Here is a 25357-nt window from a genome sequence, read left to right as displayed (position 1 = left end):
GACCAGCGAGAATCTGCGCTTCCCTAGAATCGGGCCGCCGCCAGGGCGTCCGCGGCCCTGACCAGCGCGAGGTGTGAGAACGCCTGGGGCATGTTGCCGGCCTGCCTGCGACCCTCGACGTCGTACTCCTCGGCCAGCAAGCCGAGGTCGTTGGCGGCGGCGCAGGCCCGGTCCATCAGCGCCTCGGCGTCGTCGACCCGTCCGGTCGCCGCGTACTGCTCGACCAGCCAGAACGAGCAGGCCAGGAACGGGTGTTCGGTGCCGGCCAGTCCGTCGACGCCGGTCTCGGCAAGGTAGCGATGCAGCAGTCCGCCCACCATCAGGGTTTGCTCCAGCCGCTCGACGGTGGCGAGCATGCGGGGGTCGTCGGCGGCGCAGAAGCCCACCTGCGGCAGCACCAGCAGCGAGGCGTCCACCTCGTCGGTGCCGTAGTGCTGGGTGAACCAGCCGCCCGCACTGACCGCGCTGGCCTCGATCTCGGCGCGCACGCTGTCGCGGGCGCTCTGCCACAGTTCGACCGCACCGGGCAGTCCGTAGCCGTGGACGGCCCGGACGCCTCGGTCGAACGCCGCCCAGGTCATCACCCGCGAGTGGGTGAACATCCGCGGCTCGCCGCGGATCTCCCAGATGCCGTTGTCGGGCTCGCCGATCCGGACCAGCGCCCGGTTCAGCAGCACCCGCTGCAACGGCCAAGAGGTGGTCGATTCCCCCAGCCCGGCCTCGCGGGCGGAATGCAGGGCGACCATCACCTCGCCGACCACGTCAGCCTGGTACTGCAGCGCCGCACCGTTGCCGATGCGCACCGGACGCGCGCCGCCGTAGCCGGGCAGGTGGGTCAGCTCCCGTTCGAGCAGGTCGCGCTCACCGGCCACGCCGTAGACGATCTGCATCTCGGCCGGGTCGCCGGCGATCGCACGCAACAGCCAGTTACGCCAGTGCTCCACCACCCGCAGAAAACCGTGTGCGATCAGCGCCTCCAGGGTCAGCGCGGCGTCGCGCAGCCAGACGTAGCGGTAGTCCCAGTTGCGAACGCCGCCGAAGTCCTCCGGCAGCGACGTGGTGGGCGCGGCGATGATGCCACCGGTGTCGCGGTGGGTCAGCGCCCGCAGCACCAGCAAGGATCGCACCACGTGCTCGCGGTGCTCGTGGTGGGCGTCGATCCGGTCGGCCCAGTCCTGCCAGTAGTCGAGGGTGCGTTCGCGCTCCGCTTCGCCGTTCAACTCTTCCGGGGCCCGGTGGTGGGACGGGTGCCAGGTGAGGCTGAGCTCCTTCACCTCACCGGCAGCGACGGTGACGGTGCCGGTGTGAACGTGGTCGGACGCGGTCAGCGTGCCGCCGCGGACCAGCACGGAATTCGGTCCAGCCACCGCGGTCAGCGTCGAGCCGGAACGCCGCACCCAGGGAACCGCCCGGGCGTAGTCGAAACGCAGCCGCAACTCCTGGCCGAGCTCCACGGTGCCGCGCACGCCGACGATCCGCCGGATCACGTCAACCCGGCGTACCACGTCGAGATGGTGCTCGTTGACCGGCATGAAATCGTGCACCTCGGCCTGGCCGTCCGGGGTGTCCCAACTGGTGACCAGAATGAACGTGTCGCCGTCGTAGCTGCGCACCGAACGCGCGTCCGGATGGGTGGGGCGCAGCTTCCAGCAACCCTGCTCGTCGCCGCCCAGCAAAGCGGCGAACACCGAGCCCGAATCGAACCGGGGCAGGCAGAGCCAGTCGATGGAGCCGTCGCTCGACACCAGAGCCGCGGTGCGGCAGTCACTCAACAGCGCGTAGTTCTCGATCGGTGTCGGCATGCGCCCATCGTGCCAGCAGCCCTTGCTACTGAATGCCTTGGGCCACGAGGTCACGCACCGCCGTGAGCGCCTTCTCGTCGCCGTCGGCTTCGGGTTCGTCACCGCGGCCCCACAGCCAGCGGTCGACGTGCTCGGCCGTACCCGCGAAACCTGCGTCGGGCGCCAGGTCGGTGACGCGCAGCACCCCCGGCTCGTCGTAGCTGTTGCCTGACTGGCCGACGCCTTGCCAGCGGCCGGGTCGCAGCAGAATCGTGCGACCGGTGTCGGTGAGGGTGAGCGCCACCACCGAATCGGACGGCACGAACGCGAACCCGGGCAGCGTGCCCCACCAGGCGAACATCACGTCGAGGGCGTGCACGATGCCCGCCTCGGCCACCGCGGGGGCGATCGGCGTGACCGGCAGCCCGGCCGCCAGTTCGGCGTCGATGCGGTGCATGACCGCCTCGTGCACCTGCATGCGCCGGGTGAAGCCGACGGTCTGGTCGGTGCCGAACCACGACCAGGCCGGCTCGTCGTCGGCCCGCCGGCCGAGTTGCGTCACCAGGGCGTCGGTCTGGTCGGTCAGCAGCGCCAGGGTGGCCGGCACGTCGCCCGGACGAGCCGGTTTGGCGTTCTCGACCGCCTCCTGATCGTCGTCGGTGATCGCCCCCGAGCCCAGAATCCCGGCCCAGAACGCGTGCACCTCGGTGAGATGCCAGGCCAGGTCGGCCACCGTCCAGTCGGGGCAGGTGGGCACGGGTGCCTGTTGGTCGGCGGAGCGGATCGCGGCCGCGAACCGGTCGGTTTCGGCGGCGATCACCGCGGTGTGGTCGAACATGAACCCGATCCTAGAACCCCAACCGGACGAAACTCGTCCGCTTCAGACGGGCGAGGGCGCCATGGGTCACGCTGCAGTCACCAGACAGTGCCGATCGGGCTCAACGACCTGGCCCCCTGTCGGCGTTCTCAGCACGATTCGTGGAGCACGCCGTTCGGTGCCACCAACGCTTGGCGCAGGTGGGACGATGGATGGGTGAGCCAGCCCCCGACCACACCCGACCGTCCGCTGCCCGGCATCGCCTCGCCGATCGCCGCCGCGGTACTCGCCGGTGGGCTGGTGTACCTGATCTGGTGGGCGATGGTCAGCACCCGCACCGGCCAGCGCATCGACTCGCTCGCGCTCGAGGGTTCGCGGGTGGGTAGCTGGCGGCTCGACGAGCAGGCCGACCAACTGCTCGGCACCGTTTCGGTGCCAATGGTCGGCGGCATCATCGTCGCCGTGCTGCTGATCGGCGCCCTGCGCGGACGCTGGGTGGCCGCCATCGCCGCAGCGGTCGCCGTGGCCGGCGCCAATGTGACCACCCAGGTGCTCAAGATGCTGGTGTTCCGGCGCGACGACCTGCTGGGCCTCGGCGCCTGGAACGGCACCAACACCCTGCCCTCGGGGCACACCACCGTGGCGGCTGCCGGGCTGGTCGGGTTGATGCTGGTGGTGCCTCCGTGGTTGCGCTCGATCACCACCGCACTGGGCGTGGTGGGCGTGTCGGCCTACGGGTTCGCCACCCTGGTGAACCACTGGCATCGGCCCTCGGACGTCGCGGCCGCGGTGCTCGTGGCCGCCGGCTGGGGTTGCCTCGCGGTGGCCGCGGTTCGCGTCGCCGAGCGCAGGACGCCGCTGCGCGACGTCACCCACAGACCCGGCGCCACCTCGGTGATTCTGGTCATGCTCGCGATCTGCGGCCTGGCGCTGTCGGCCGCGGCAGGTTTCATGGTGTGGAACGCCGACCCCGAAGCCACCGACCGCACCACCGCGTTCATCGCCTACGTCGGCGGAGTGGCCGCCCTGGTCGGCATGACCTGCGGCGGTTTGGGCGGGCTGCTGCGGCTGCTGGACGCCACCCGTCCGATGCCTCGTGCGAAGCAGCGCACCGAGCTGGGCGACGTCACGACTCCTGCGCCCTCGCCACAAGGTTGACGAACACGTCTTCGAGCGTGGGTTCGACCGCCACCAGCGACGCGTCGGCGAACCCTGCCGTCCGCAGCCGGGCGGTGTAGTCGCCCACCACGTCGCCCGACGCCCCTGGTTCGATCACCGCATGCAACCGGGCGCCCGACAGGTACGCCTCTTCGACCCCGGGGGCCTGTTCGAGCCAGGCCAGGGCCCCGTCGACGTCGCGCACCGACACCTCGAGCACCTGTTCGGCGATCAGATCGCGGCGAATGTCGTGCGGCACGCCCTCGGCGATCAGCCGACCGCGGTAGATGAAGGCGAGCTGATTGCAGTGGCTGGCCTCGTCCATGTAGTGGGTGGTGACGAACAGCGTCACCCCGCGACTGGCCAGGTCGTACAGCAGATCCCAGAACTGCCGTCTGGCCACGGGGTCGACGCCGCCGGTGGGCTCGTCCAAGAACAGCAGTTCGGGCTCGTGAATGGTGGCGGTGCCCAATGCGAGCCGCTGTCGCCAGCCCACCGACAGGTTCGCGGTGAGTTCGTTCTCGCGGCCCCGCAGGTCGGCCATGTCGAGCACGTAGGCGCGCTGCTTGGCGAACTGCTCGGCGCTCAGATCGTAGACGCCGGCGTAGAAACGCAGGTTCTCCTCCACGGTCATGTCTTCGAACAGCGCGAACTTCTGCGACATGTAACCGAAGCGCTGCTTCACCCGCTCGGGGTGGTTGATCACGTCTTCGCCCAGCACCAGGGCCTGCCCCGCGTTGGGGCCGCTGGTGCCGGTGAGCATGCGAATCGTGGTGGTCTTGCCCGACCCGTTGGGGCCGAGAAAGCCGAAAATCTGACCGCGCGGCACGTCGAAGTCGATGCCGTCGACGGCGGTGAAGGTGCCGAACCGCTTGACCAGCCCGCGCACCGAGATGGCGGCCTCAGGGTTGGGCGGGGTGCCTGCGAGATCGTTGATGGTCATTCGGCCAGCCTCCGTCGGGTCGCAGCCACCGCCGCGCCGAAGATCACCACGCCGAACAGCCACAGAATCCAGAACTGGGTCGACAGCGCCTCGAAACCGCTGCCCTTGATGAACGCCCCGCGCAGAATGCTGATCGCCCAGGTCAGCGGAATGAACCAACTCAGCGGCTGAATCGCTTGCGGCATCGAGTCGATCGGAAAGATGAAGCCCGACAGCACGAAGCTGGGCAGCATGAACAGCATCATCACCTGCTGCGCCTGCTGCCGGGTGTGCGACACCAGCGAGATCAGCAGTCCCAGGCCGATGGAGGTGAGCATGAACAGTGCCAGCCCCGCGGCGACCACCGAGAACTGCCCCGCGAACGGCACCTTGAACCAGAAGATGCCCACCAGCGCCACCACCGTCAGCTGCAGCACGGCCAACAGCGCGTACGGGGTGACCTTGCCGGTGAGGTACTCCACCGGTTTGATGGGGGTGACGAACATCTGCTCCAGGGTGCCGCGTTCGCGCTCTTTCACCACCGCCTGGCCCATCACGGCCATGATCGACAGCATCAAGATGGCCGCCACCAGGCCGGGAATCATGGTGTTCACCGAAGCCAGCGTCGGGTTGAACATTACCCGCACGCGGGCGTCGATGCCCGGCGCGGCCAGGTCGACGCCCTGGGCGGCCAGGCGGTCGGCGTTGAACCGGGCCACGATCTGCGCGGCGTAGCCGCTGCCCACGCTGGCCACCTGGCTGTCGGAGCCGTCGACCACCACGCCGATCGGCGCCGCCTCGCCGCGGTCGAGCGCGGCCTGGGTGCCGGCGGGAATCACGATCGCAATGGCGATCTGGCCGGTGTCCATCAGGTGCTGCAGGTCGGTCTCGGCGGGGCGCTGGGTCACCACGAAATAGTCGGACGCCCCGAAGCTCGCCTCCAGCGCCCGCGAGGTCGAGGTGCGGTCGAGGTCGACCACCGCGGTGCTCAGGTTCTTCACGTCGGCGGCCACCACGTAGCCGAACAGGATCAGCTGCAGAATCGGCATCAGAAACAGCAACCTGATCAGCAGCGGATCACGGCGCAGTTGCAGAAACTCCTTCCACATCAGCAGCCGAATGCGGTGCAGGCTCATCGCCGCCTCCGTCCGTCGAGCAGCACGGCGATGGTCAGCACGACCACCGCGTAGGCGCCGAGCGCGGCCAGTTGCGGCCACAGTTCGTCGAAGCCGGCGCCCTTGAGAAACACCCCGCGCGAGATCGTCACCATGAACCGGGCCGGAAACGCACAACTGATCACCTGCAACCACTCGGGTATCGAGCCGAGCGGAAACGCGAAGCCCGACAGAATGAACGCCGGCAGCAGCGACAGCAGCAGGCCGAGCATGTTGGCGGTTTCGAGGCTGGGTGCGACGGCCGAGATCACCAGCCCGAGCCCCAGCGCGCAGAACACGAAAAGCGCGGCACCCAGCATCAGCACGGTGACGCTGCCGCGCAGCGGCAGGTCGAAGAACCAGATGCCGACCGCGGTGATCACGGCCAGGTCGAGAAAGGCCAGCAGGGTCCAGGGAGCGACCTTGCCGACCATCATCTCCCAGCGCTTCATGGGGCTGATCGCCAACTGCTCGTCGGTGCCCTGCTCGCGTTCGCGCACCAGGCTCACCGCGGTCTGTTGCAGCGCGACGACCATGATGATCACCACCATCAGGCCGGGGATCAGAAAGTCCGAACTGCGCTTCTCGGGGTTGTACCAGGTGCGAACCCGCGGTTCGAGCTGTCCGGCCGCGGTCACGTCGAGGCCCTGAGCGTCGGCCCACTCGATGGTGACCCGCTGCCCGTACACCTGGTTGAGCGCGGTGCTGAACGCCTGCCCCACCCGGGCCGCCGTCGGCTCGCTGCCGTCGAGGTAGACCGCGACGGTGGCACGCTCACCGGCGGCCAACTGCCGTCCGAAGCCTGAGGGCACGACCACCGCGATGCGGGCCTGGTTGTGGTCGAACACCCGGTCGACCGCGCCCAGGTCGTTCGCCGTGCCGACCAACCGAAAGAAGTCCGAACTGGCGTAGCTGCGCACGTAGGCCTGGCTGGCCGGGGTCTGGTCGGTGTCGATGATCACCGTCGAGACGTTCTTGACGTCGAAGCTGATCGCGTAGGCGAACAGCAGCATCTGCAGCACCGGCATCACCAGCACCACCGCCAGGGTGCGGCGGTCGCGCAACAGGTGAATGAACTCCTTGCGGGTCATCGCCGAGATGCGGGTGAACGAGGTCATGCCGCCGCCCCGAGTTCGGCGAGAAAGGCGAAGGCGGTCTCCATGTCGACCGCCACCGGGGTGACCTCGGCCGTGATGCCGGCCGCGGCCAGCCAGGCCCTGATCGGTTCGGGGTCATCGGCCTTTGTCAGCACCCGCACGATGTCGCCGTAGAGGTGCACGGCCAGCAGGCCGGGCAGGCCGTGCACCGCGGCCAGCGCGGCCCGCGGGTCGGCGGCGCCCACCTCGAACAGCCGGCCCGGCACGAGCGCCTTGATCTGGGCGGGGCTGCCGCGGTGCCGAATGCGGCCACCGTCGAGAAAGGCCACGTCGGTGCAGCGTTCGGCCTCGTCCATGTAGGGGGTGGCGACCAGCACCGTGGTGCCCTGCCGGTGCAGCCCGGCCAGAATGCGCCAGAACTCGCGCCGCGACACGGGGTCGACGCCGGTGGTCGGCTCGTCGAGCAGCAGCACGTCGGGTTCGTGCATCAGCACGCTGGCCAGAAACAGTTTCTGCTTCATGCCGCCCGAGAGCCGTCCGGCCTGCCGGTCGGTGAACTCGTCCAGCCCCATGCCGGCGAGTAGTTGGTGCATGCGTGGGCCCCGGACGTCGGCGGGCACGCCGCGCAGCTTGGCGAAGAACTCGATGTTCTCGGCCACGGTCAGGTCGGGGTACAGCGAGAACTTCTGCGACATGTAGCCGATCAGCGGGGTGACCTTGCCGGGCTGCCGGCGCACCGAGAACCCCTCGATAGCCGCGTCGCCCGCGCCGGGGGTGAGCACGGTGGCCAGCATGCGAATGAGCGTCGACTTGCCGGCGCCGTCCGGCCCCAACAGGCCGAACACGGCCCCCTTGGCGATGCTCAGATCGACACCGTCCACGGCCTTGACGTCGCCGAAGCTGCGGGCGAGGCCGGCGGCCTCGATCGCCGCCCCGGTCACTGCTGTCATGGCAGGGTCACGGTCACGGGCAAGCCGGCCTTGAGGGTGCCGCTGGTGTCGTCGAGGCGAATGCGCACGGCGAACACCAGCTTGGTGCGCTGCTCGGCGGTGTCGATGTTGTTGGGGGTGAACTCGGCCTGGTTGCTGACGAACGACACCGTGCCCTGAAACGTGGTGGTGCTCGAATCGGCGGTGACGGTGGCCTGCCGGCCCACCGACACCTGGCCGATCGCGGTTTCTGGCACGAACACCCGCACAAAGAGGTCGGACGGGTCGGTCAAGGTCAGGATCGTGCGGCCCGGGGCCGCGTTCTGGCCGACGTTGCCGACCACGTTCACCACAGTGCCGTCCTTCGGTGCCTTGATCGTGGCGTAGGTGAGCTGCACGTCGGCCAGCGTCACCGCCGCCTCGGCCTGCGCCAGGCGCGCCTTGGCGGCCTTGACGTCGGCCTTGGTGCCGTCGTCCTCGGCGTTGGTGACCGCGGCCTTGGCGGCTTTGACGCCCTGCTCGGCCTGGCTCTTCTGCAGTTTCAACGCGGCGGTGTCGAGCTGCACGAGCACGTCGCCGGCGCTCACCTGGGCGCCCTCAGTGACCTCGACGGCGGTGATGCGGCCCGCCATCGCCGGAGCGATGGTGAGCTCGGTGGTCTCGACCTGGCCGCTCAGCGATTGGGTGGTGGTGGTCGGACGGGTGGCGCTCCACCACCACCAGCCGCCGAGCCCGACGATCAACAGCACGACCAGCACGATCACCGGCACCGGTGGCCTCTTGTGGTTCTTCACTTCTTCACCTCGTTGGTTCGGCACGCCGTGAGTTGGACGTCGACGGGCACGCCGGGCGGCAGCCCGGCGCTGACGGTGACCTCGACGGGCACAGCACGGGTCAGGTGCACCTCGTCGGTGGTGTGGTAGGTGGGCGGGTACTGGGCCTCGGGCAGAATGCGGCTGATCGTGCCGGTGGGGCTCTCGCCCCAGGCGATGCTCGCGGCGTCGCCGACGCACACCCGGTCGGCCTGGGCGGGGGCGAGCCACAGCTCGACGACGTGCGCCGGGCTGCTCAGCTCGGCCACCGTCGCCCCGGGCGCCACCACGTCGCCGACGTGGGCGATGCTGGTGACGGTGCCGTCGCGCGGTGCGGTGACCACGGCCTGCGCGCGGGCGGTGCGGGCCTGCTGCACCGGCACGTCGTTGCCGGCGGCGATCACGGCGAGCTTGCGGCCGCGCGTGAGGTCGGCCTTGGCGTCGTCCAACTTCTTCAGGCCCTTGTCGATCTTCTTCAACCCGTCCCGGGCCTCGACCAGCTTGTCGTCGATGGTGGCGATGCCCTTGGTGAGCTTGGGAATGCCCTCGTTGAGTTGCTTCTGCGCCGCCTTGAGCTTCTTCTGCCCGGCCTTGGCCTGGGCGATGCCCTGGGTGAGCTGCTTCTGGGCGGCGGTGAGCTGGGCGATGCCGGCGTCGATGCCGGCCAGCGCTGCGGTGAGCTTCTGCACGGCCGACTGCAGTGCCGCAACCTGTTCGGGCGGAGCGTCCGCTGGCAGGGCGGCAAGGGCCGCTTTCGCGTCGTCCAGCTGCTGAGCCACCACCGGGCGCTGAGCCTTCATGCCCGCCAGGTTCTTCTCGATCTGGGCGAGCTTCGGCGGCAGCTCTTTGAGCGCCTTGTTCACCTTGGCCAGATTGGTGTTCACCGTGACCCGGGCCTTCTTGGCCTTGGCCAGGTTGCTCACCAACTCTTTGCGCGCCTTGGTCGCCTGTGCGATGCCGTCGGTGACCTTGGTGCGGTTCTTCTTCAGGTCCGCTTTCTTGTCGGCGAGGGTGTCGATGGCGCTGTCGATCACGCCGACCTGCGCCTTCGCCACGGCCAGGTCGGCCTTGGCCGCGGTCACATTGGCGGCCAGCGCGGCGTCGTCGAAGCGCACCAGCACGTCGCCGGCCTTGACCTGGTCGCCGATCGTCACCTCGACGGCGCTCACCCGCTGGGCCGAGCCGAGCCCGAGCAGGGCGGGCACGGCCGACAGGTTGGCGGGCGTCGTGGCGGTCACCGTGAAGCCGGCGTTCAGATTGACCCGCGGCACGGCAAGCGTGGGTGCCTGCGCGGTGACCACGTCGGTCTTCACCCGTCCGGTCGAGGTGATCGTGGTCGACGGCGCCGCGCAGCCGGTCAGCGTCAGCGCCAGGGCGGTTGCCGCGGCGGGTAGCACGAATCGGGTCAACACGGGTTCGGCCCGTCGTCCAGGGTGCGCAGGTAGGCGTCGACCAGCCACTCGACGTCGCCACGTTCCGGCGGCTGGGGCGGGCCGCTGAGCAGCAGGCCGCCGAACATCACGTAGCTGACCAGGGGCCCGACCAGCATGCGCACGCTGACGTCGGGCCGATCGAGAGTGATCACGCCGTTCGCCGCCGCTCCTTCGAGAATGGCGCGGGTGCGGCCGAGCAGAAACAGCGGGAAGGCCTGCAGAAAAGCCTCGCGGAACTCGGGCAGGTGCACCGCCTCGCCCACCATCAGCCGCAGCAGCGCGATGGTCTCTTCGCGCAGCAGGCCGCCGATCAGCGCCTCGCCGAAGGCGATCAGCGCCGTGCGAAGTTCGCCGCGATTGCGCGGCGCATTCAGCGCGGGCGGTGCCGGAATGGCGCTCTGCACGTCGAGCACGATCGCCTTGAGCAGGTCGTCCTTGCTGTCGAAGTAGGCGTACAGGGTCTGCTTACTGACGCCCGCCTCGGCGGTGATCGCGTCCATCGAGGTGCGGGCGTAGCCCTGGGCGAGAAAGAGTGCACGGGCGGCGTCGGTGATCTGCTGGCGCTTGGCCAGAGCCCGGGGGCTCAACTCGTCCACGACTCAAACTGTACGGTTCAGTTTGATTTCAAGCAATAGTGACCCAGTTCGTCATCTCGGGCTTGCCCCGGGATCTCTGCCGGGGCCCTCGGGTGAGGGAGAGAGAGATCCCGGCGTTCGCCGGGATGACGAGTCGGCCGAAGCGGTTGCCCCGGTTAGGGTTCGGCTGTGATCAAGTACCTTGGCTCGAAGCGGACGCTGGCCGGGGTGCTGGGCGGCCTTGCGCAAGGAGCCGAGGCCCGCACGGCGGTCGATCTGTTCACCGGCAGCACCCGCGTGGCGCAGGAGTTCAAGCACCGCGGGCTCGCCGTCACCGCGGCCGACCTGGCCAGCTACAGCGAGATCCTGGCCCGCTGCTACATCGTCACCGACGCCGACGCGGTCGACCTCGACGAGTTGGACGCCCTGCTGGCCGAACTGGACGCCCTGCCGGGGGTTCGCGGCTACGTCACCGAGACGTTCTGCGAGCAGGCCCGCTACTTTCAGCCTCACAACGGCATGCGCATCGACGCCATTCGCCACCGCCTGGTTGACCTCGTCGACCACCCGCTCTACCCGGTTCTGCTGACCGCGCTGATCGAGGCCGCCGACCGGGTCGATTCGACCACCGGGCAGCACATGGCCTACCTGAAGTCGTGGTCGCGCCGGTCGCACAACGCGTTGCGGCTGCGGCGTCCAGCACTGTTGGCGGGCACCGGAATCGCGGTGCGTGGCGACGCCTGCGAACTGGCGCGCAGCCTGCCCCCCACCGACCTGATGTACCTCGACCCCCCGTACAACCAGCACCGCTACTTCACCTACTACCACATCTGGGAGACTCTGGTGCGCTGGGATTCGCCCGAGCACTACGGCGTGGCCTGCAAGCGCACCGACGCTCGCGAGGCCGAGCACCGCAGCCCGTTCAACTCGCGCCGCACCATGCCCGCCGCGCTCGCGCGGCTGATCGCCGACGCCCGGACCGAGGTGCTGCTGGTGTCGTACAACGACGAGTCGTGGATCACTCCCGAAGCGATGATCGGCTGGCTGCGCGATGCCGGCCACCAACGCGTGGAGCTGCTGGCCTTCGACTCGCGCCGCTACGTGGGTGCCCGCATCGGCATCTACAACCCGCAGGGGCAGCGGGTGGGCAACGTCTCGCACACCCGCAACACCGAATACGTGTTCGTGGCCGGCCCGAGCGACCGGGTCGCGGCGGCGGTGGCGGCAGTGCCTGCACCACAAGGTGGCGAAACTGCGTAGTCCGTGAGCGGGATTACCTGCGCTCGTCTCGGTGTTGCAGGATTTGAAAGTTCAACGAGACCGTCGCCCCCCGAGGGTGTGACTGATAGGTTGGCCGCCATGCACGTCGAGATCATCGCCTCGCGCCCCGTGGGCGCGCTGATGTGCATGTGTTGTTGTCGCCTCGGCTGAGACCTTCGTCCACCCGTCCATCAGGCCACACCAACCCACACTCTTTGAAAGGCATGTCATGCCGCACGACGAAATCTGGCGCCGCATTCGCACCGAAGCCACCGAAGCCGCCGAAACCGAACCGGCCCTGGCCAGCTACCTGCACACCGTGGTGCTGGCCCACGACCGGCTCGAAGACGCACTGAGCTACCTGCTGGCGTCGAAGCTGGGCAGCCCGACCATCACCTCGCTCACCCTGCGCTCGTTGATCGACCGCGCCTTCGACGACGACCGCGCGATCGGCATCGCGTTTCGCGAAGACCTGCGCGCGGTGCTGAGCCGCGACCCGGCCACCCGCGGCTACTCGGTGCCGCTGCTGTACTTCAAGGGCTTCCACGCCCTGCAGGCCTACCGGGTGGCGCACCACTATTGGCTGAACGGACGCCCCCAGCTCGCGCTCTACCTGCAGAGCCGCATCTCTGAGGTGTTCGCGGTCGACATCCACCCCGGCGCCACCATCGGTAAGGGCATTCTGTTCGACCACGCGACCTCGATCGTGATCGGCGAGACCGCCGTGGTCGAAGACGACTTCTCGATGCTGCACGAGGTCACGCTGGGCGGCACCGGCAAGGTCGGCGGCGACCGGCACCCCAAGATCGGCCGCGGCGTGATGATCGGCGCAGGCGCCAAGGTGCTCGGCAACATCAAGATCGGCGAGGGCGCCAAGATCGGTGCCGGGTCGGTGGTGCTCGAAGACGTGCCGGCGTTCACCACGGTGGCCGGGGTGCCGGCCCGTCCGGTCGCCTACCCGTCGCACGTGTTTCCCGAGAACCTCGAACTCACCGACCTCGACTGATCACGCCCGGCTCGGCCTTCGCCCGAGCGTCGTCCGACGTTGCTCGCGGCACGTGACGTTGCTCGGGTTCCTGCGCGAGCAATGAACCCTACCGCGAGCAAGGTCGTGAGCAGCGGCCGTCGCGGACTGTTGACCGACTTGGGACGCACGGCGCTAGCCTGCAGGCATGCTGGCCGTCTACGTCGAAGCCGCCCAACCCGACGATCCGCTTGCCGCGCTACAGATCGGTGAGCGCCCCGAGCCCGAGCCGGCCGACGGCTGGGTGGTGGTCGAGGTCGAAGCCGCCGCCCTGAACCGCCACGACCTGTGGTCACTGGCCGGGGTCGGGCTGCCGCCAAGCCGCATGCCGATGATTCTGGGCACCGACGCCGCCGGCACCGTCGATGGACGACCGGTGATCGTGCATGCGGTGATAACCAGCGCCGACTGGGTGGGTGACGAGACGTTCGACCCGAAGCGCACGCTGCTGTCGGAACTGCACCAGGGCACGATGGCGCAACGGGTCGCGGTGCCGCGGGCCAACCTGATCGATCGGCCCGACTGGCTGAGCGCCGCGCAGGCCGCCTGCCTGCCCACCGCCTGGCTCACCGCGTACCGCATGCTGACCCACGACTCGGGGCTGACCGCAGGCGACACCGTGCTGGTGCAGGGGGCGTCCGGCGGGGTGGCCTCGGCCGCCACCGCCCTGGGCAAGGCACTGGGCCTGCGGGTCTGGGTGACGGGAACGTCCGAAGCCAAGCGGGCCGCGGCCCTGGAACGCGGCGCGGCCGCCGCGTTCGAGCCTGGCGCCCGGCTGCCCGAGCGCGTGGACGCCGTGATCGAGACCGTCGGCGAGGCCACCTGGGCGCACTCGCTGCGGTCGCTTCGGCCGGGCGGCACCATCGTGTGCGCGGGCGCGACCAGCGGCTTCAACCCGCCCGCCGAGCTGAACCGGGTGTTCTTTCAGCAACTCCGAGTGATCGGCTCGACCATGGGTAACCGGCAGCAGTTCGCTGCGCTGCTGGCGCTGCTCGAGTCGTCCGGGGTGCGACCGGCGATCGACCGGTTGCTGCCGTTGACCGAGGCCGCCGAGGGCTTTCGGGCCATGGCCGAGGGCAACGTGGACGGCAAGGTCGTGCTGGTTCCCTGATCAGCGCGAGCAGGCCCGAGCGGCATGACAGGATGCCTTTCGTGGCAGGACTGTTGGTGGCTGGAACGTCGTCGGACGCGGGCAAGTCGCTGATCGTGGCTGGCCTGTGCCGGGCCTTCGCCCGCCGCGGCGTCCGGGTGGCCCCGTTCAAGGCCCAGAACATGAGCAACAACTCCATGGTCTGCCCCGACGGTTCTGAGATCGGCCGCGCCCAGTACCTGCAGGCGCTGGCCGCGGGCGTGCAGCCGTCCGCGGTGCTGAACCCCGTGCTGCTCAAGCCGGGCACCGACCGACGGGCGTTCATCGTGCTGCGTGGACAACCCGCCGGCACGCTCGAGGCGGGCGAGTACGTGGGTGGCCGCACACACCTCGCCCAGGCCGCCTTCGACGCCTTTCGAGAGCTCGAGTCGAGCTACGACGTGGTCGTGGCCGAGGGTGCCGGTTCGCCGGCCGAGATCAACATGCGCGTCGGCGACTACGTGAACTTCGGGCTGGCCAGGCAGTTCGGCCTACCGGTCGTGCTGGTCGGCGACATCGATCGGGGCGGCGTGCTGGCGTCCATCTACGGCCACTGGGCGATCGTGGACGACGCCGACCGGGCCACGTTGGCCGGTTATCTGATCAACAAGTTCCGCGGCGATCAGTCGGTGCTCGGCCCGGGGCTGGCCGAACTCACCGCCCGCTCCGGCCTGCGCTGCTTCGGCGTCATGCCGTGGCTCGATCAGGTGTGGCTCGACAGCGAGGACGCGCTGGCCTTCGCCAAATGGCCCCGGCTACCCGGACGGGCCGGCACCCTGCGGGTGGCGGCGATTCGGTTTCCGCGCATCTCGAACGCCACCGACCTGGACGCGCTGGCCGCCGAGCCGGGGCTGGACGTGTTCGCCACCGCCAGCCCCAGCGACGTGACCGGCGCCGACCTGGTGGTGCTGCCCGGCAGCCGCTCCACGCTGGCCGACCTCGACTGGCTTCGTCGGCTCGGCCTGGCCGACGCGCTGGCCGCCCGCGCGGCTGCCGGCGGCCCGATTCTCGGCATCTGCGGCGGCTACCAGATGCTCACCGAGCTGATCGACGACCCGATCGAATCCACCCGCGGCGTCGAGCCCGGGTTGGGGCTGCTGCCGGCGCGGGTGCGCTTCAGCGCCGAGAAGATCCTGGGCGAACCCAGCGGCAGCTGGCGCGGCCACCGGGTGGTCGGCTACGAAATCCATCACGGCGTGGTGGAGCCCACCGGGGGCGAACCGTTCCTGGACGGTGTGCGCACCGGTAACACCTGGGGCACCATCTGGCACGGTGCGTTCGAGAACGACGGGTTCCGCCGCGCCTGGCTGAGTGAACTCGCGGCCACGGTCGGCTCGACCTGGCGTCCGGCTGAGGGCGGCCCTGGTTTCGCCGAGCGGCGCACCCTGATGCTCGACGAACTGGCCGACGCGCTCGAGGCCCATGCCGACGTGGACGCGCTGCTCGATCTGGCCACGAACTGAGCACCCGGAACCCCGGCAGGGAAAGAAGGCCTCAGGCCACGCCCTCGGCCAGTCGGCCCTGATCGCGAATGGCCGCCACCAGTCCGGTCACATCGGTGACCCGGGCGGCCTCCAGACCCAAGAGCCCCGCGGCCTGCAGCACCAGGGGCTGGCGCAGCCGGGCGGCGGCCACCAGGCCGGCGTCCGACAGCAGGGCGTTCGGTGCGCCGTGCCGTACCCGTCCGTCCACCAGCACGGCGACCGAGTCTGCCCAGCCGAGCGCGAACTCGACGTCGTGGGTCGAGATCACCACGGTGGTGTGGGCCCGCAGCAGGCTCTCCAGGGCGCCCACCATCTCGTCGACGCCCTGCGGGTCGAGGCCGGCGGTGGGTTCGTCCAGCAGCATCACGCACGGCTGCATGGCCAGTGCCCCGGCGATGGCGACCCGCTTGCGCTGACCGTACGACAGCTCATGAATGGGCCGCTCGGCCAGGTCTTCGATCGACAACACCGCCAGCGCTTCGGCCACCCGCTCACGCACCTCGTGCTCGGCCAGGCCCAGGTTGAGCGGGCCGAACGAGACGTCGCGAAAAACGTCGGCGGCGAAAAGCTGGTCGTCGGGGTTCTGCGCCACGAGTTGCACGACCTGACGGTGCGCCCGCAGGCCGGCGCGGTCGAAGCGGAGCGCGACGCCGTCGACCAGCACCTCACCGCCATTCGGCTTCAGCGATCCGGCCAACGTACGCAACAGCGTGGTCTTGCCCGAGCCGTTCGCACCGAGCAGCGCCAACCGGCGAGCCCGGGGAATCTCCAGATCGGCACCCCGCAACACCGCACGCTGCCCGTACGAGACCTGCACGGCCGAGGCCGAAAGTTGCCGGTGGCTCATGTCAGCACCTGCCAGGCCACCGCGCCGGCCGCGATGGCGACCAGCAGCGCGGCGCTCGCGGCCACAAAGCCGGCGGAGCGCTGCCGGGGCGGCTCCAAGGTGCGCAGGGCGTCCTCGTAGCCGCGCCCGACCAGTCCGGCCTCGAGCCGCCGGGCCCGATCCCACGAGCGCAGAAACAGCGCCGCCACGCCCATCGAGGCCGAGCGCATGGCGGCCGAGCGGGTGGCGTAACCCAGCCGCGCCTCCTGCGCGGAGTGGATCGCGCCCGCGCTCTCGAGCAGTCCGAAGCTGAACCGGTAGATCAGCGCGGCGATCTCGATGAGCGCATCGGGCACCCGGGCGTGCCGCAACGCGCTGAGCAGATCGATCATCGGTGTCGAGCAGGCCAGGGTGAACATCGCCAGCGTCGCGGCCAGTGCCCGCACGGCCAGCCGACCGGCGGTGTCGATGCCCTCGGAAGTGAGCTGCAGTCGCAGACCGCCGTCCCAACTGACGCTGACCGCCACCGTGGCCACCCCGATGAGAATCGAGACCACCGGTAGCCAGATGATCCGACCCAGTCGGGCCCACCCCACCCGGATCGGACCCAGCAGAAGCACCAGGCCGGCCACGGCCACGGCCGCGCCACCGGGCCACGCCGGCAGCGAGATGGCCGCCACCAACAGTCCGAGTGACAGCACACCCTTGTCACGTACCGAGCGCGACCGCCAGGGGCTGGACCACGCAGCGTGGTCCAGCGCCAGGCCGTGCGCCATCAGGAGGCCGGTTCGGGCGAGGGCGTCGCGTCGTCCGGCGTCGGGCCGTTGACCGCCTTCAGCTCGCCACGTCGGCGACCCCACAGGGCCCCGATGGCGAAACCGAGGACGGTGCCGCCGATCGCCGCCTGCAGGGCGAACAGGCCCGACTCGACCTCGCCGGATTCGGGCTGGAAGAACGGCTGGAACCAGGGCTCGTAGTCGGGATTCGACTCTTGAATGGTCGAGGTGGCCACCGAGTCGGTACCGGCGAACCGCTCGTCCGGGTTGGTGCGGATACCGCCGACGACGAAGCTCACCCCGAAGATCAGCATCATCGCAGCGACCAGCGCGATCGTGGTCCAGGTCTTGCGGCTCATCGGGCCACCGCCTCGCTCATCGAAGGCTTGATCACGCCGAGCCGTTCGAGTTCGGGACGGGCGACGTCGGTGAGCAACCGGAAGACCAGCACGCCCAGAATGCCCTCGGCGATGGCCAGCGGAACCTGCGAGATCACGAACACGCCCATGAACTTGGCGACCGAACCCGCGATGCCCGACACCGGGTCGGGGAAGGCCAGGCCCAGTTGCACGCTGGTGACCAGGTAGGTGGACAGGTCGGCGAAGGCCAGCGCGAGAAAGACGCCGACGTTGCGGTGCCAGCCCAGCTTGTTCGAGCCGACCCAGCACCAATACCCGATCCACGGCCCGGCGATGCCCATGCTGAACACGTTCGCGCCCAGCGTGGTGATACCGCCGTGCGCCAGCAGCAGCGCCTGAAAGATCAGCACGATCGTCGACAGGAACGCCATTACGGGTGGTCTGAACAGCACCGCGCCCAGGCCCGTGCCGTTCGGGTGTGACGAACTGCCGGTGACCGACGGCAGCTTGATCGAGCTCAGTACGAAGGTGAAGGCGCCGGCGGCGGCCAGCAGCAACCGGGATTCCGGATGCTCCTTCGCCTGCTCGATGACCTTGCGTGCTCCGTGAATGACGAATGGGGCAGAGACTGCGTACCAGGCGACGCAGTGAGCAACTGGTAGGAATCCCTCGGCGATATGCATTCGAGCGTTCCCCTTTCAGGTGACGTGGCCCAAAGGAACTGCGTCCGCGCACGTCTCTGACTTGCCAGCACACGCTGGGTCACAGTGGCCCGACCGTTCCGGATTCGCACCGGATTCCGTGTCGTGGACGACGGCTTCATCGTCGCAGCCGGTTCGCCTCCGCGTGCGCGATTCGATGGATCGGGGGAAGCCTGTTCAATGGTCGGACCAAGCCGACGCCCGTGGCGCCGGTTCGCGTCGCTGTCGTCGCTCAGTCGTGGATCGCGGCCCAGGCAGTCACCGCACGGGCCGGCTTGAAGCCGACGAAGCGTCCGATCGGTTCGGCGGTCTCGACCATCACCCGGATCAGTTCGCCGCCGTGGCGGCGGTAGGCCGCCAGCAGCAGGGCGTCGGAATCGGCGGTGACGCTGTGCACCACCAGGCGTCCGCCGCAACGCAGCGCCGCCCAGGACGCGTCCAGCACGGCCTGGGTGACTCCCCCGCCGACGAACACCGCATCCGGGCGAGGCAGTCGCTCCAGCACCTCGGTCGTGTCTCCGGGCACGATGCTCAGCCGGTCCGCCACATCGTGCCGGGCGGCGTTGGCGCCGATCCGCTCCAGCCGCTCGGCGTTTCGCTCCACGGCGACCGCCCGGTTGTCGTCCGAGAGCCGGCACCATTCGATGCCGATCGAACCGGTGCCGGCGCCCAGATCCCACAGCAACTCGTTGCCGACGGGTGCCAGCGCCGCCAGGGCCGACGCCCGCAGCACCCGTTTGGTCAGCAGGCCGTCGCTGAGAAAGTCGTCGTCGGGCAGTCCCGCGGTCAGCTGCGCACTCACCCTGCGACCCTAACGGTTGCACGAGTTCGACACCGGCCCGGTGCCCAGGCACCCCATACGGCAGGATGAACGGGTGACCAGGGGAATGCCGAGCGCCGTTCCCGACGACGGCCTGAGCACGCAGCAACGCCGGCTCCGACCCGCATTGATCGTCAACACCGGCGACGGCAAGGGCAAGTCAACCGCCGCGTTCGGCACCGCGCTGCGTGGCTGGGCGCAGGGCTGGTCGATCGGGGTGTTCCAGTTCGTCAAGTCGTCCAGTTGGCACACCGGCGAGCGGGTCGCCTTCGAGGCCCTGGACGCCCTGCACCGCGAGACCGGCCAGGGCGGGCCCGTCGGCTGGATCGCGGAGGGATTGGGCTTCACCTGGACCCGGCGCGGTGGCGACCTGGACGCCCAGGCCGAGATCGCGCGCGCCACCTGGGGTCACGTCCGCGAACTGATGGCGGCGCAGGCCCACCGGCTCTACGTGCTGGACGAGTTCACCTACCCGCTGTTGCGCGGCTGGGTCGACCTGGACGAGGTGCTGCAGGTGCTGGCCGAGCGTCCCGGCACTCAGCACGTGATCGTCACCGGACGGCGCGCACCCGAGGCCTTGTGCGAACTGGCCACCACCGTCACCGAGATGACCAAGCACAAGCACCCCTTCGACCAGGGCCAGAAGGGCCAGTCGGGCATCGAATGGTGACCATGCCCCGGCTGGTCATCGCGGCCGCCACGTCGTCGGCCGGCAAGACCACCGTCACCACCGGGCTGATGGCCGCCCTGACCGCGCAGGGCCACCCGGTGGCGCCCTTCAAGGTCGGCCCCGACTTCATCGACCCGGGCTACCACGCGCTGGCCACTGGACGCGCGGGTCGCAATCTCGATCCGGTACTGACCAGCGTGGAGGCGATCCCGGCCCTGTTCCGGCACGGGTTCCTGACTCCACAGCCGGCCGAACTGGCCCTCATCGAGGGCGTGATGGGCCTCTTCGACGGGCGCCTGGGTACCGCCGGCGAGGGGTCCACGGCGCACATCGCGCGATTGCTGAGTGCACCGGTGCTGCTGGTGGTGGACGCGTCCGGCAGCTCCCGCACGGCCGCTGCGGTCGCGCTGGGGTTGCGAGCGTTCGACCCGCGGATCACGATCGCCGGGGTCGTGGTCAACCGGGTGGCCAGCGCGCGACACGGCGCCGAGATCGCCCGCGAGTTCGACGCCGCCGGGTTGCCCGTGCTCGGGCTGGTGCCCCGCAACGCCGGGGTCAGCGCCCCGTCTCGACACCTCGGCCTGGTGCCCGCCGACGAACGTCGCGAGTCGGCCGCCACCATCGCCGCGATGGCCGACCACCTCGCGGCGCACGTCGACCTGGACGCGGTGCGGCACCTGGCCGCGACCGCTGCGACGTTGCCGGGTGAGGCGTGGCGTCCGGAGACGGTGGTGCCGCCGGTCGAGGGCCGTCCGCTGGTGGGGGTGCTGGCCGGCCGGGCCTTCACCTTTCGCTACGCCGAGACCACCGAGTTGCTGCTCGCGGCGGGCTGCCGGGTGGTCGAGATCGATCCGCTCCATGACACCGCCCTTCCGGCCGACCTCGCCGGGCTGTACGCGGGCGGCGGCTTCCCCGAGTTGCACACGGTGGAGTTGAGCCGCAACGCACCCCTGCGTGCTGCCCTGGCGGCGGCCATCGGGGACGGCCTGCCGACGGTCGCCGAGTGCGCCGGCCAGTTGTACCTGGGCGAGCAGCTGGACGGCCACCCGATGGTGGGCGCGCTGTCCGCCACCGCCCGGATGACTCCCCGGCTCAGCCTCGGCTACCGCAGCGCCACGGCCCCGTCCGACACCCTGCTGAGCAGGGCGGGCGAGTCGGTGCGCGGCCACGAGTTCCACCGCACCCTGACCGAGCCGGCGGCCGGCTCCGCGCCGGCGTGGACCTGGGACGGCCGCGCGCACGGGTTCTCGGTGGGTGCTGAGGGTCGGGCGAGCGTGCACAGTTCGTATCTGCACCTGCACTGGGCGGGTGTGCCGCAGGCGGCTCAGCGGTTCGCGGAGGCGGCGGCGCAGTTCGCGGGAACCGGGTCTCGACACGCTCGACCAACGGAACCGCCGCCGATCGAGCGTGTCGAGATCCCCGCCGCCCGTCCGGACGGCATCGACCTCGCTCACCACGGCGACCGCGACCTGGGGCCGGGCCTGGTCGACCTGGCCGTGAACGTGCTGACGTCCGACCCGCCCCCGTGGCTGGCCGAAGCGATCGCCCGGCTGTCCCCGCCGCTGGGCCGCTATCCCGACGTCCGCCCGGCCCGGGAGGCGATCGCGGCGCGGCACGGCGTCGACGTCTCGATGGTGTTGCCGACCAGCGGCGGTGCGGAGGCGTCCACGCTGATCGCCCACGGGTTGCCGCTGACCAATCCGATGGTAGTGCACCCCCAGTTCACCGAACCCGAGGCCGCGTTACGCGCCGCCGGGCGGGCGGTGCAGCGCTGGCTGCTGCCGGTCACGGCAGGGGCCGGGACGCCCGACCTGGGCGAGTTGCCGCCCTGGGCGGACGCGCTGTTCGTCGGCAACCCGACCAATCCCACCGGCTGGCTGCACCGGCGCGAGGCCCTGCTGGCGGCCGGGCAGGGCCGGCTGCTGGTGGTCGACGAGGCGTTCATGGACGCCACCGACGAGGCCGAATCCCTGATCGAGCCGCACATGGCGGGCCGGCTGGTGCTGCGGTCGCTGAGCAAGACCTGGGGACTGGCCGGACTGCGGGTCGGCTACGTGGTGGGCGACCCGGCACTGATCGCCGCCCTGGAGCGGATGCAGCCGCCCTGGTCGGTGTCGTCGCCGGCGATCGCCGCCATGATCGCGACTGCCTCTGCCGAAGCGGTCGCTGAGGCCGCCGCCGTGGCAACGACAGTGCGCGAACGCAGGGTTCGGTTCGTGGCCGACCTTCGCGCCGCCGGCTTCGGAGTGCCCGACTCGCACGCCCCTTTCGTGCTGATCGACACCGCCTCGTGTGGACGTGAGTCGGTGCGTCCGGCGCTGGCCGCCAAGGGGTTCGCGGTGCGCAGGGGCGAGAGCTTCCCCGGCCTGGGCCCGACCTGGATCCGGGTTCGCGTGCCGGACGACTGGCGCGCCTTCGTCGACGCCCTGACGAGCCTGCGCCACTGAGCGCAGACCAGCCCCGCGATCGCCCTGTGGTCACCGCCGCGGTGCAGGTGCGTGCCGAGGCGGCCGGCTCAGCGTCGCTGTGGCTGTCGGTGCTCGAGAGCCCGTACGCCCCTCGGGTCAGGGGTTTCGACAGGCTCAACGGCGGCCGAGGGCTCCTCCGAGCGGCCCGGTTGAAGAATGCCACCGACACGCTAAACACTAGATGTAGTGGCTCTTGCGCGCCCCAACCGGCATGTGTAGGGTCATCCCCAGTCACAACGGTGAAACTACATCGATGTGAGTCACCATCTTCGAAAGGACCCGAGCGATGACGATCACGGTCTACAGCAAGCCATCGTGCGTGCAGTGCACCGCCACCTACCGCGCCCTCGACAAGCTCGGGCTCGACTACGAGGTGGTCGACCTCGCCGAGGACGAGGCCGCCCTGCAGGATCTGCTCTCGCGCGGCTACCAGCAGGCCCCGGTCGTGCAGGCCGACGGCGAGTTCTGGACGGGATTCCGCCCCGACCGCATCAAGGCCCTCGCCGTCGCCTGATCAACCTCCGCCGGTCGAGCTCGTCGAGACAACCGCCGGTCGAGCTCGATCAACGTAGAAAGGAACGGACGATGGCGCAGCTGATCTACTTCTCGTCCGTCTCTGAGAACACCCACCGTTTCGTCGGCAAGCTCGGCATCGCCGCAGACCGCATTCCGGTGCTGCCGGGCGAGCCGCACCTGCAGGCCACCGAACCGTTCGTGCTGTTGCTGCCCACCTACGGCGGCGGCAACGGCGCGGGCGCGGTGCCCAAGCAGGTGATCCGGTTTCTCAACGATCCCGACAACCGGGGCCTGCTGCGCGGCGTGATCACCGCCGGAAACACCAACTTCGGCGCTGCCTACTGCATCGCCGGCGAGATCGTGGCCCGCAAGTGCCACGTTCCCCACCTGTACCAGTTCGAACTGATGGGCACCCCCGACGACGTCGAGGCGGTCCGCGAAGGGCTCACATCACAATGGCTACCACTCTGCTCACCGACACCGGCGTAGAGGCCGTTCCGGCCGAGGTCGACTACCACGCGCTCAACGCGCTGCTCAACCTCTACGACGCCGACGGCCGCATTCAGTTCGAGGCCGACCGTAAGGCCGCGCACCAGTACTTTCTGCAGCACGTCAACCAGAACACCGTCTTCTTTCACTCGCTGAAAGAGAAGCTCGACTACCTGGTCGAGCAGGGCTACTACGAGCAGCAGGTGCTGGCCAAGTACGACTTCGACTACATCAAGTCGCTGTTCAAGCGCGCCTACGCGGTGAAGTTCCGCTTTCCGACCTTCATGGGCGCGTTCAAGTACTACACGAGCTACACCCTGAAGACGTTCGACGGCACCCGCTACCTGGAGCGCTTCGAAGACCGCGTGTGCATGGTGGCGCTCGCGCTGGCCGACGGCGACCGGGTGTTGGCCGAGCACATCGTCGACGAGGTGATGTCGGGACGCTTCCAGCCCGCCACCCCTACCTTTCTCAACGCCGGCAAGGCGCAACGCGGCGAACTGGTGTCGTGCTTTCTGCTGCGGGTCGAAGACAACATGGAATCCATCGCCCGGGCCATCAACAGCTCCCTGCAGCTCAGCAAGCGCGGCGGCGGCGTCGCGCTGTCGCTGACCAACATTCGTGAGGCCGGTGCGCCGATCAAGAAGATCCAGAACCAGAGCTCGGGCGTGATTCCGGTGATGAAACTGCTCGAGGACTCGTTCAGCTACGCCAACCAGTTGGGCGCCCGCCAGGGGGCCGGTGCGGTGTACCTCAACGCCCACCACCCCGACATTCTGAGCTTTCTCGACACCAAGCGCGAGAACGCCGACGAGAAGATTCGCATCAAGACGCTGTCGCTGGGCGTGGTGATTCCCGACATCACCTTCGAGCTGGCCCGCGACAACGAAGACATGTACCTGTTCAGCCCCTACGACATCGAGCGGGTCTACGGGGTGCCGTTCACCGACATCTCGGTCACCGAGAAGTACCGCGAGATGGTCGACGACCGGCGCATCACCAAGAAGAAGATCAACGCCCGCAAGTTCTTTCAGACCCTGGCCGAGATCCAGTTCGAGTCGGGCTACCCCTACATCATGTTCGAAGACACGGTGAACCGGGCCAACCCGATCGATGGCCGCATCACGATGAGCAACCTGTGCTCAGAGATTCTGCAGGTGTCGACGCCGTCCACGTTCAACGAGGACCTGTCGTTCGATCAGGTGGGCAAAGACATCAGCTGCAACCTGGGGTCGCTGAACATCGCCAAGGCGATGGATTCCCCGCACTTCGGCCGCACCATCGAAACCGCGATCCGGGCGCTCACCGCGGTGTCGGACCAGTCGAACATCGCCTGCGCGCCGAGCATCGCCCGCGGCAACGCGATGAGCCACGCCATCGGCCTGGGTGCGATGAACCTGCACGGCTACCTGGCCCGCGAGTCCGTCCACTACGGCTCGGACGAGGGCCTGGACTTCACCAACATGTACTTCTACACGGTGACGTTCCACGCCATCGCCGCCTCATGCCGCATCGCCCGCGAGCGCGGCGAGAGCTTCGACGGCTTCGAGCGGTCGAAGTACGCCTCGGGTGAGTTCTTTCGCAAGTACCTCACCGGCGACTGGACGCCGCGCACGACCAAGGTGAAGGAGTTGTTCGCCGGTGCCGGCATCGAGTTGCCCACCCCGGACGACTGGCGTGCGCTGGCCGCCGAGGTGGCCGAGTACGGCATGTACAACCAGAACCTGCAGGCCATCCCGCCGACGGGTTCGATCAGCTACATCAACCACTCGACCAGCTCGATCCACCCCATCGTCAGCAAGATCGAGATCCGCAAAGAGGGCAAGATCGGCCGGGTCTACTACCCGGCGCCGTTCATGACCAACAACAACATCGAGTACTACCGCGACGCCTACGAGATCGGCCCCGAGGCGATCATCGACACCTACGCCGAAGCCACCAAGCACGTCGACCAGGGCCTGTCGTTGACCCTGTTCTTTCCCGACAACGTGACCACCCGTGACCTGAACAGGGCCCAGATCTACGCCTGGAAGAAGGGCATCAAGACGCTCTACTACATCAGGCTGCGGCAGCTCGCGCTGGAGGGCACCGAAGTCGAGGGTTGCGTCAGCTGCGCGCTGTAGCTGCCCGTCATTCCGGCGAGCGCCGGAATCTCAC

General features: G+C 69.3%; 24 protein-coding genes and 1 riboswitch. Of the genes, 10 read left to right on the top strand and 14 right to left on the bottom strand.

What is annotated here, in order from left to right:
• Positions 1 to 23: 23 nt before the first annotated feature.
• On the bottom strand, positions 24 to 1856 hold the full coding sequence (locus MPLG2_RS16265) for a glycoside hydrolase family 15 protein (protein WP_269459153.1): 1833 nt from the start codon (positions 1854 to 1856) through the stop codon (positions 24 to 26).
• Entirely contained in the window at positions 1828 to 2619 is a 792-nt protein-coding gene (locus MPLG2_RS16260; RefSeq protein WP_105187052.1) for a maleylpyruvate isomerase family mycothiol-dependent enzyme, read from the bottom strand. The genes MPLG2_RS16265 and MPLG2_RS16260 overlap by 29 nt, the downstream gene beginning before the upstream one ends.
• A gap of 195 nt (positions 2620 to 2814) precedes the next feature.
• Here MPLG2_RS16260 and MPLG2_RS16255 point away from each other — a divergent pair, with 195 nt between their 5' ends.
• Positions 2815 to 3756 (top strand): phosphatase PAP2 family protein, encoded by a 942-nt coding sequence (locus tag MPLG2_RS16255; RefSeq protein WP_158681282.1) that lies wholly within the window; start codon positions 2815 to 2817, stop codon positions 3754 to 3756.
• Here MPLG2_RS16255 and MPLG2_RS16250 read toward each other — a convergent pair.
• The 7 genes from MPLG2_RS16250 to MPLG2_RS16220 are packed head-to-tail and all read right to left on the bottom strand — an operon-like array spanning position 3725 to position 10699.
• A complete protein-coding gene (locus MPLG2_RS16250) occupies positions 3725 to 4699 on the bottom strand; it encodes an ABC transporter ATP-binding protein (RefSeq protein ID WP_105187051.1) in 975 nt (324 codons plus the stop codon). The genes MPLG2_RS16255 and MPLG2_RS16250 overlap by 32 nt on opposite strands.
• A complete protein-coding gene (locus MPLG2_RS16245) occupies positions 4696 to 5814 on the bottom strand; it encodes an ABC transporter permease (RefSeq protein ID WP_105187050.1) in 1119 nt (372 codons plus the stop codon). The genes MPLG2_RS16250 and MPLG2_RS16245 overlap by 4 nt, the downstream gene beginning before the upstream one ends.
• Entirely contained in the window at positions 5811 to 6950 is a 1140-nt protein-coding gene (locus MPLG2_RS16240) for an ABC transporter permease (protein WP_105187049.1), read from the bottom strand. The genes MPLG2_RS16245 and MPLG2_RS16240 overlap by 4 nt, the downstream gene beginning before the upstream one ends.
• Complete coding sequence (locus MPLG2_RS16235; protein WP_105187048.1) at positions 6947 to 7879, bottom strand: ABC transporter ATP-binding protein; 933 nt, start codon at positions 7877 to 7879, stop codon at positions 6947 to 6949. The genes MPLG2_RS16240 and MPLG2_RS16235 overlap by 4 nt, the downstream gene beginning before the upstream one ends.
• Positions 7876 to 8652, bottom strand: a complete 777-nt coding sequence (locus MPLG2_RS16230) for an efflux RND transporter periplasmic adaptor subunit (RefSeq protein ID WP_105187047.1) — start codon at positions 8650 to 8652, stop codon at positions 7876 to 7878. The genes MPLG2_RS16235 and MPLG2_RS16230 overlap by 4 nt, the downstream gene beginning before the upstream one ends.
• On the bottom strand, positions 8649 to 10082 hold the full coding sequence (locus MPLG2_RS16225; protein WP_158681281.1) for a putative HlyD family type I secretion protein: 1434 nt from the start codon (positions 10080 to 10082) through the stop codon (positions 8649 to 8651). The genes MPLG2_RS16230 and MPLG2_RS16225 overlap by 4 nt, the downstream gene beginning before the upstream one ends.
• Positions 10076 to 10699, bottom strand: coding sequence for a TetR/AcrR family transcriptional regulator (locus MPLG2_RS16220; RefSeq protein ID WP_105187045.1), 624 nt, complete (start codon positions 10697 to 10699; stop codon positions 10076 to 10078). Before MPLG2_RS16220 ends, MPLG2_RS16225 begins: the two co-directional genes overlap by 7 nt.
• 168 nt (positions 10700 to 10867) lie before the next feature.
• Here MPLG2_RS16220 and MPLG2_RS16215 point away from each other — a divergent pair, with 168 nt between their 5' ends.
• The 4 genes from MPLG2_RS16215 (at position 10868) to MPLG2_RS16200 (ending at position 15554) form a co-directional block, all read left to right on the top strand.
• On the top strand, positions 10868 to 11938 hold the full coding sequence (locus tag MPLG2_RS16215) for a DNA adenine methylase (protein ID WP_105187044.1): 1071 nt from the start codon (positions 10868 to 10870) through the stop codon (positions 11936 to 11938).
• A gap of 229 nt (positions 11939 to 12167) precedes the next feature.
• A complete protein-coding gene (gene cysE, locus MPLG2_RS16210) occupies positions 12168 to 12944 on the top strand; it encodes a serine O-acetyltransferase (protein WP_105187043.1) in 777 nt (258 codons plus the stop codon).
• Positions 12945 to 13110: 166 nt separating this feature from the next.
• Positions 13111 to 14073, top strand: a complete 963-nt coding sequence (locus MPLG2_RS16205; protein ID WP_105187042.1) for a zinc-binding dehydrogenase — start codon at positions 13111 to 13113, stop codon at positions 14071 to 14073.
• Positions 14074 to 14114: 41 nt separating this feature from the next.
• On the top strand, positions 14115 to 15554 hold the full coding sequence (locus MPLG2_RS16200; RefSeq protein WP_105187718.1) for a cobyric acid synthase: 1440 nt from the start codon (positions 14115 to 14117) through the stop codon (positions 15552 to 15554).
• Positions 15555 to 15585: 31 nt separating this feature from the next.
• Here MPLG2_RS16200 and MPLG2_RS16195 read toward each other — a convergent pair whose 3' ends face one another.
• From MPLG2_RS16195 to cbiT, 5 genes are all read right to left on the bottom strand, one after another.
• Positions 15586 to 16422, bottom strand: a complete 837-nt coding sequence (locus MPLG2_RS16195; protein WP_105187041.1) for an energy-coupling factor ABC transporter ATP-binding protein — start codon at positions 16420 to 16422, stop codon at positions 15586 to 15588.
• Positions 16419 to 17177: a cobalt ECF transporter T component CbiQ gene (cbiQ, locus tag MPLG2_RS16190; protein WP_197709994.1), complete on the bottom strand. Its 759-nt coding sequence runs from the start codon at positions 17175 to 17177 to the stop codon at positions 16419 to 16421. The genes MPLG2_RS16195 and cbiQ overlap by 4 nt, the downstream gene beginning before the upstream one ends.
• Complete coding sequence (locus tag MPLG2_RS16185; RefSeq protein WP_105187040.1) at positions 17177 to 17536, bottom strand: energy-coupling factor ABC transporter substrate-binding protein; 360 nt, start codon at positions 17534 to 17536, stop codon at positions 17177 to 17179. The genes cbiQ and MPLG2_RS16185 overlap by 1 nt, the downstream gene beginning before the upstream one ends.
• Positions 17533 to 18219: an energy-coupling factor ABC transporter permease gene (locus MPLG2_RS16180; protein ID WP_105187039.1), complete on the bottom strand. Its 687-nt coding sequence runs from the start codon at positions 18217 to 18219 to the stop codon at positions 17533 to 17535. The genes MPLG2_RS16185 and MPLG2_RS16180 overlap by 4 nt, the downstream gene beginning before the upstream one ends.
• Before the next feature lie 32 nt (positions 18220 to 18251).
• A riboswitch (cobalamin riboswitch) is annotated at positions 18252 to 18380 on the bottom strand.
• Positions 18381 to 18469: 89 nt separating this feature from the next.
• Entirely contained in the window at positions 18470 to 19039 is a 570-nt protein-coding gene (gene cbiT, locus MPLG2_RS16175) for a precorrin-6Y C5,15-methyltransferase (decarboxylating) subunit CbiT (RefSeq protein ID WP_105187038.1), read from the bottom strand.
• Between the two features lie 85 nt (positions 19040 to 19124).
• Here cbiT and cobO point away from each other — a divergent pair, with 85 nt between their 5' ends.
• The 5 genes from cobO (at position 19125) to nrdE (ending at position 25323) form a co-directional block, all read left to right on the top strand.
• Positions 19125 to 19727, top strand: a complete 603-nt coding sequence (gene cobO / locus MPLG2_RS16170) for a cob(I)yrinic acid a,c-diamide adenosyltransferase (RefSeq protein WP_231936014.1) — start codon at positions 19125 to 19127, stop codon at positions 19725 to 19727.
• Positions 19721 to 22174 carry a cobyrinate a,c-diamide synthase gene (locus tag MPLG2_RS16165; protein WP_105187037.1) on the top strand — a complete coding sequence of 818 codons (2454 nt, stop codon included), beginning with the start codon at positions 19721 to 19723 and terminating at the stop codon, positions 22172 to 22174. The genes cobO and MPLG2_RS16165 overlap by 7 nt, the downstream gene beginning before the upstream one ends.
• 307 nt (positions 22175 to 22481) lie before the next feature.
• A complete protein-coding gene (gene nrdH, locus MPLG2_RS16160; RefSeq protein WP_105187036.1) occupies positions 22482 to 22709 on the top strand; it encodes a glutaredoxin-like protein NrdH in 228 nt (75 codons plus the stop codon).
• Between the two features lie 71 nt (positions 22710 to 22780).
• A complete protein-coding gene (nrdI, locus tag MPLG2_RS16155) occupies positions 22781 to 23200 on the top strand; it encodes a class Ib ribonucleoside-diphosphate reductase assembly flavoprotein NrdI (RefSeq protein WP_105187035.1) in 420 nt (139 codons plus the stop codon).
• Complete coding sequence (nrdE, locus tag MPLG2_RS16150) at positions 23167 to 25323, top strand: class 1b ribonucleoside-diphosphate reductase subunit alpha (RefSeq protein WP_105187034.1); 2157 nt, start codon at positions 23167 to 23169, stop codon at positions 25321 to 25323. The genes nrdI and nrdE overlap by 34 nt, the downstream gene beginning before the upstream one ends.
• The last annotated feature ends 34 nt before the right edge of the window (positions 25324 to 25357 follow it).

Origin of the sequence: Micropruina glycogenica (assembly GCF_900289045.1) — a bacterium.
GTDB lineage: Bacteria > Actinomycetota > Actinomycetes > Propionibacteriales > Propionibacteriaceae > Micropruina > Micropruina glycogenica.
Note: the sequence above shows the minus strand (reverse complement) of the source record. Positions and strands in the feature narration are given on the sequence as shown.

Excerpts from the sequence above, each read along its gene's own strand:
- nrdE (WP_105187034.1), top strand. The coding sequence starts at position 23,167 with ATGGCTACCACTCTGCTCACCGACACCGGCGTAGAGGCCGTTCCGGCC.
- MPLG2_RS16180 (WP_105187039.1), bottom strand. The coding sequence starts at position 18,219 with ATGCATATCGCCGAGGGATTCCTACCAGTTGCTCACTGCGTCGCCTGG.
- MPLG2_RS16195 (WP_105187041.1), bottom strand. The coding sequence starts at position 16,422 with ATGAGCCACCGGCAACTTTCGGCCTCGGCCGTGCAGGTCTCGTACGGG.
- cbiQ (WP_197709994.1), bottom strand. The coding sequence starts at position 17,177 with ATGGCGCACGGCCTGGCGCTGGACCACGCTGCGTGGTCCAGCCCCTGG.
- MPLG2_RS16260 (WP_105187052.1), bottom strand. The coding sequence starts at position 2,619 with ATGTTCGACCACACCGCGGTGATCGCCGCCGAAACCGACCGGTTCGCG.
- MPLG2_RS16245 (WP_105187050.1), bottom strand. The coding sequence starts at position 5,814 with ATGAGCCTGCACCGCATTCGGCTGCTGATGTGGAAGGAGTTTCTGCAA.
- cobO (WP_231936014.1), top strand. The coding sequence starts at position 19,125 with ATGCCGAGCGCCGTTCCCGACGACGGCCTGAGCACGCAGCAACGCCGG.
- MPLG2_RS16240 (WP_105187049.1), bottom strand. The coding sequence starts at position 6,950 with ATGACCTCGTTCACCCGCATCTCGGCGATGACCCGCAAGGAGTTCATT.
- MPLG2_RS16205 (WP_105187042.1), top strand. The coding sequence starts at position 13,111 with ATGCTGGCCGTCTACGTCGAAGCCGCCCAACCCGACGATCCGCTTGCC.
- nrdH (WP_105187036.1), top strand. The coding sequence starts at position 22,482 with ATGACGATCACGGTCTACAGCAAGCCATCGTGCGTGCAGTGCACCGCC.
- nrdI (WP_105187035.1), top strand. The coding sequence starts at position 22,781 with ATGGCGCAGCTGATCTACTTCTCGTCCGTCTCTGAGAACACCCACCGT.
- cysE (WP_105187043.1), top strand. The coding sequence starts at position 12,168 with ATGCCGCACGACGAAATCTGGCGCCGCATTCGCACCGAAGCCACCGAA.
- MPLG2_RS16250 (WP_105187051.1), bottom strand. The coding sequence starts at position 4,699 with ATGACCATCAACGATCTCGCAGGCACCCCGCCCAACCCTGAGGCCGCC.
- MPLG2_RS16185 (WP_105187040.1), bottom strand. The coding sequence starts at position 17,536 with ATGAGCCGCAAGACCTGGACCACGATCGCGCTGGTCGCTGCGATGATG.
- MPLG2_RS16235 (WP_105187048.1), bottom strand. The coding sequence starts at position 7,879 with ATGACAGCAGTGACCGGGGCGGCGATCGAGGCCGCCGGCCTCGCCCGC.
- MPLG2_RS16165 (WP_105187037.1), top strand. The coding sequence starts at position 19,721 with ATGGTGACCATGCCCCGGCTGGTCATCGCGGCCGCCACGTCGTCGGCC.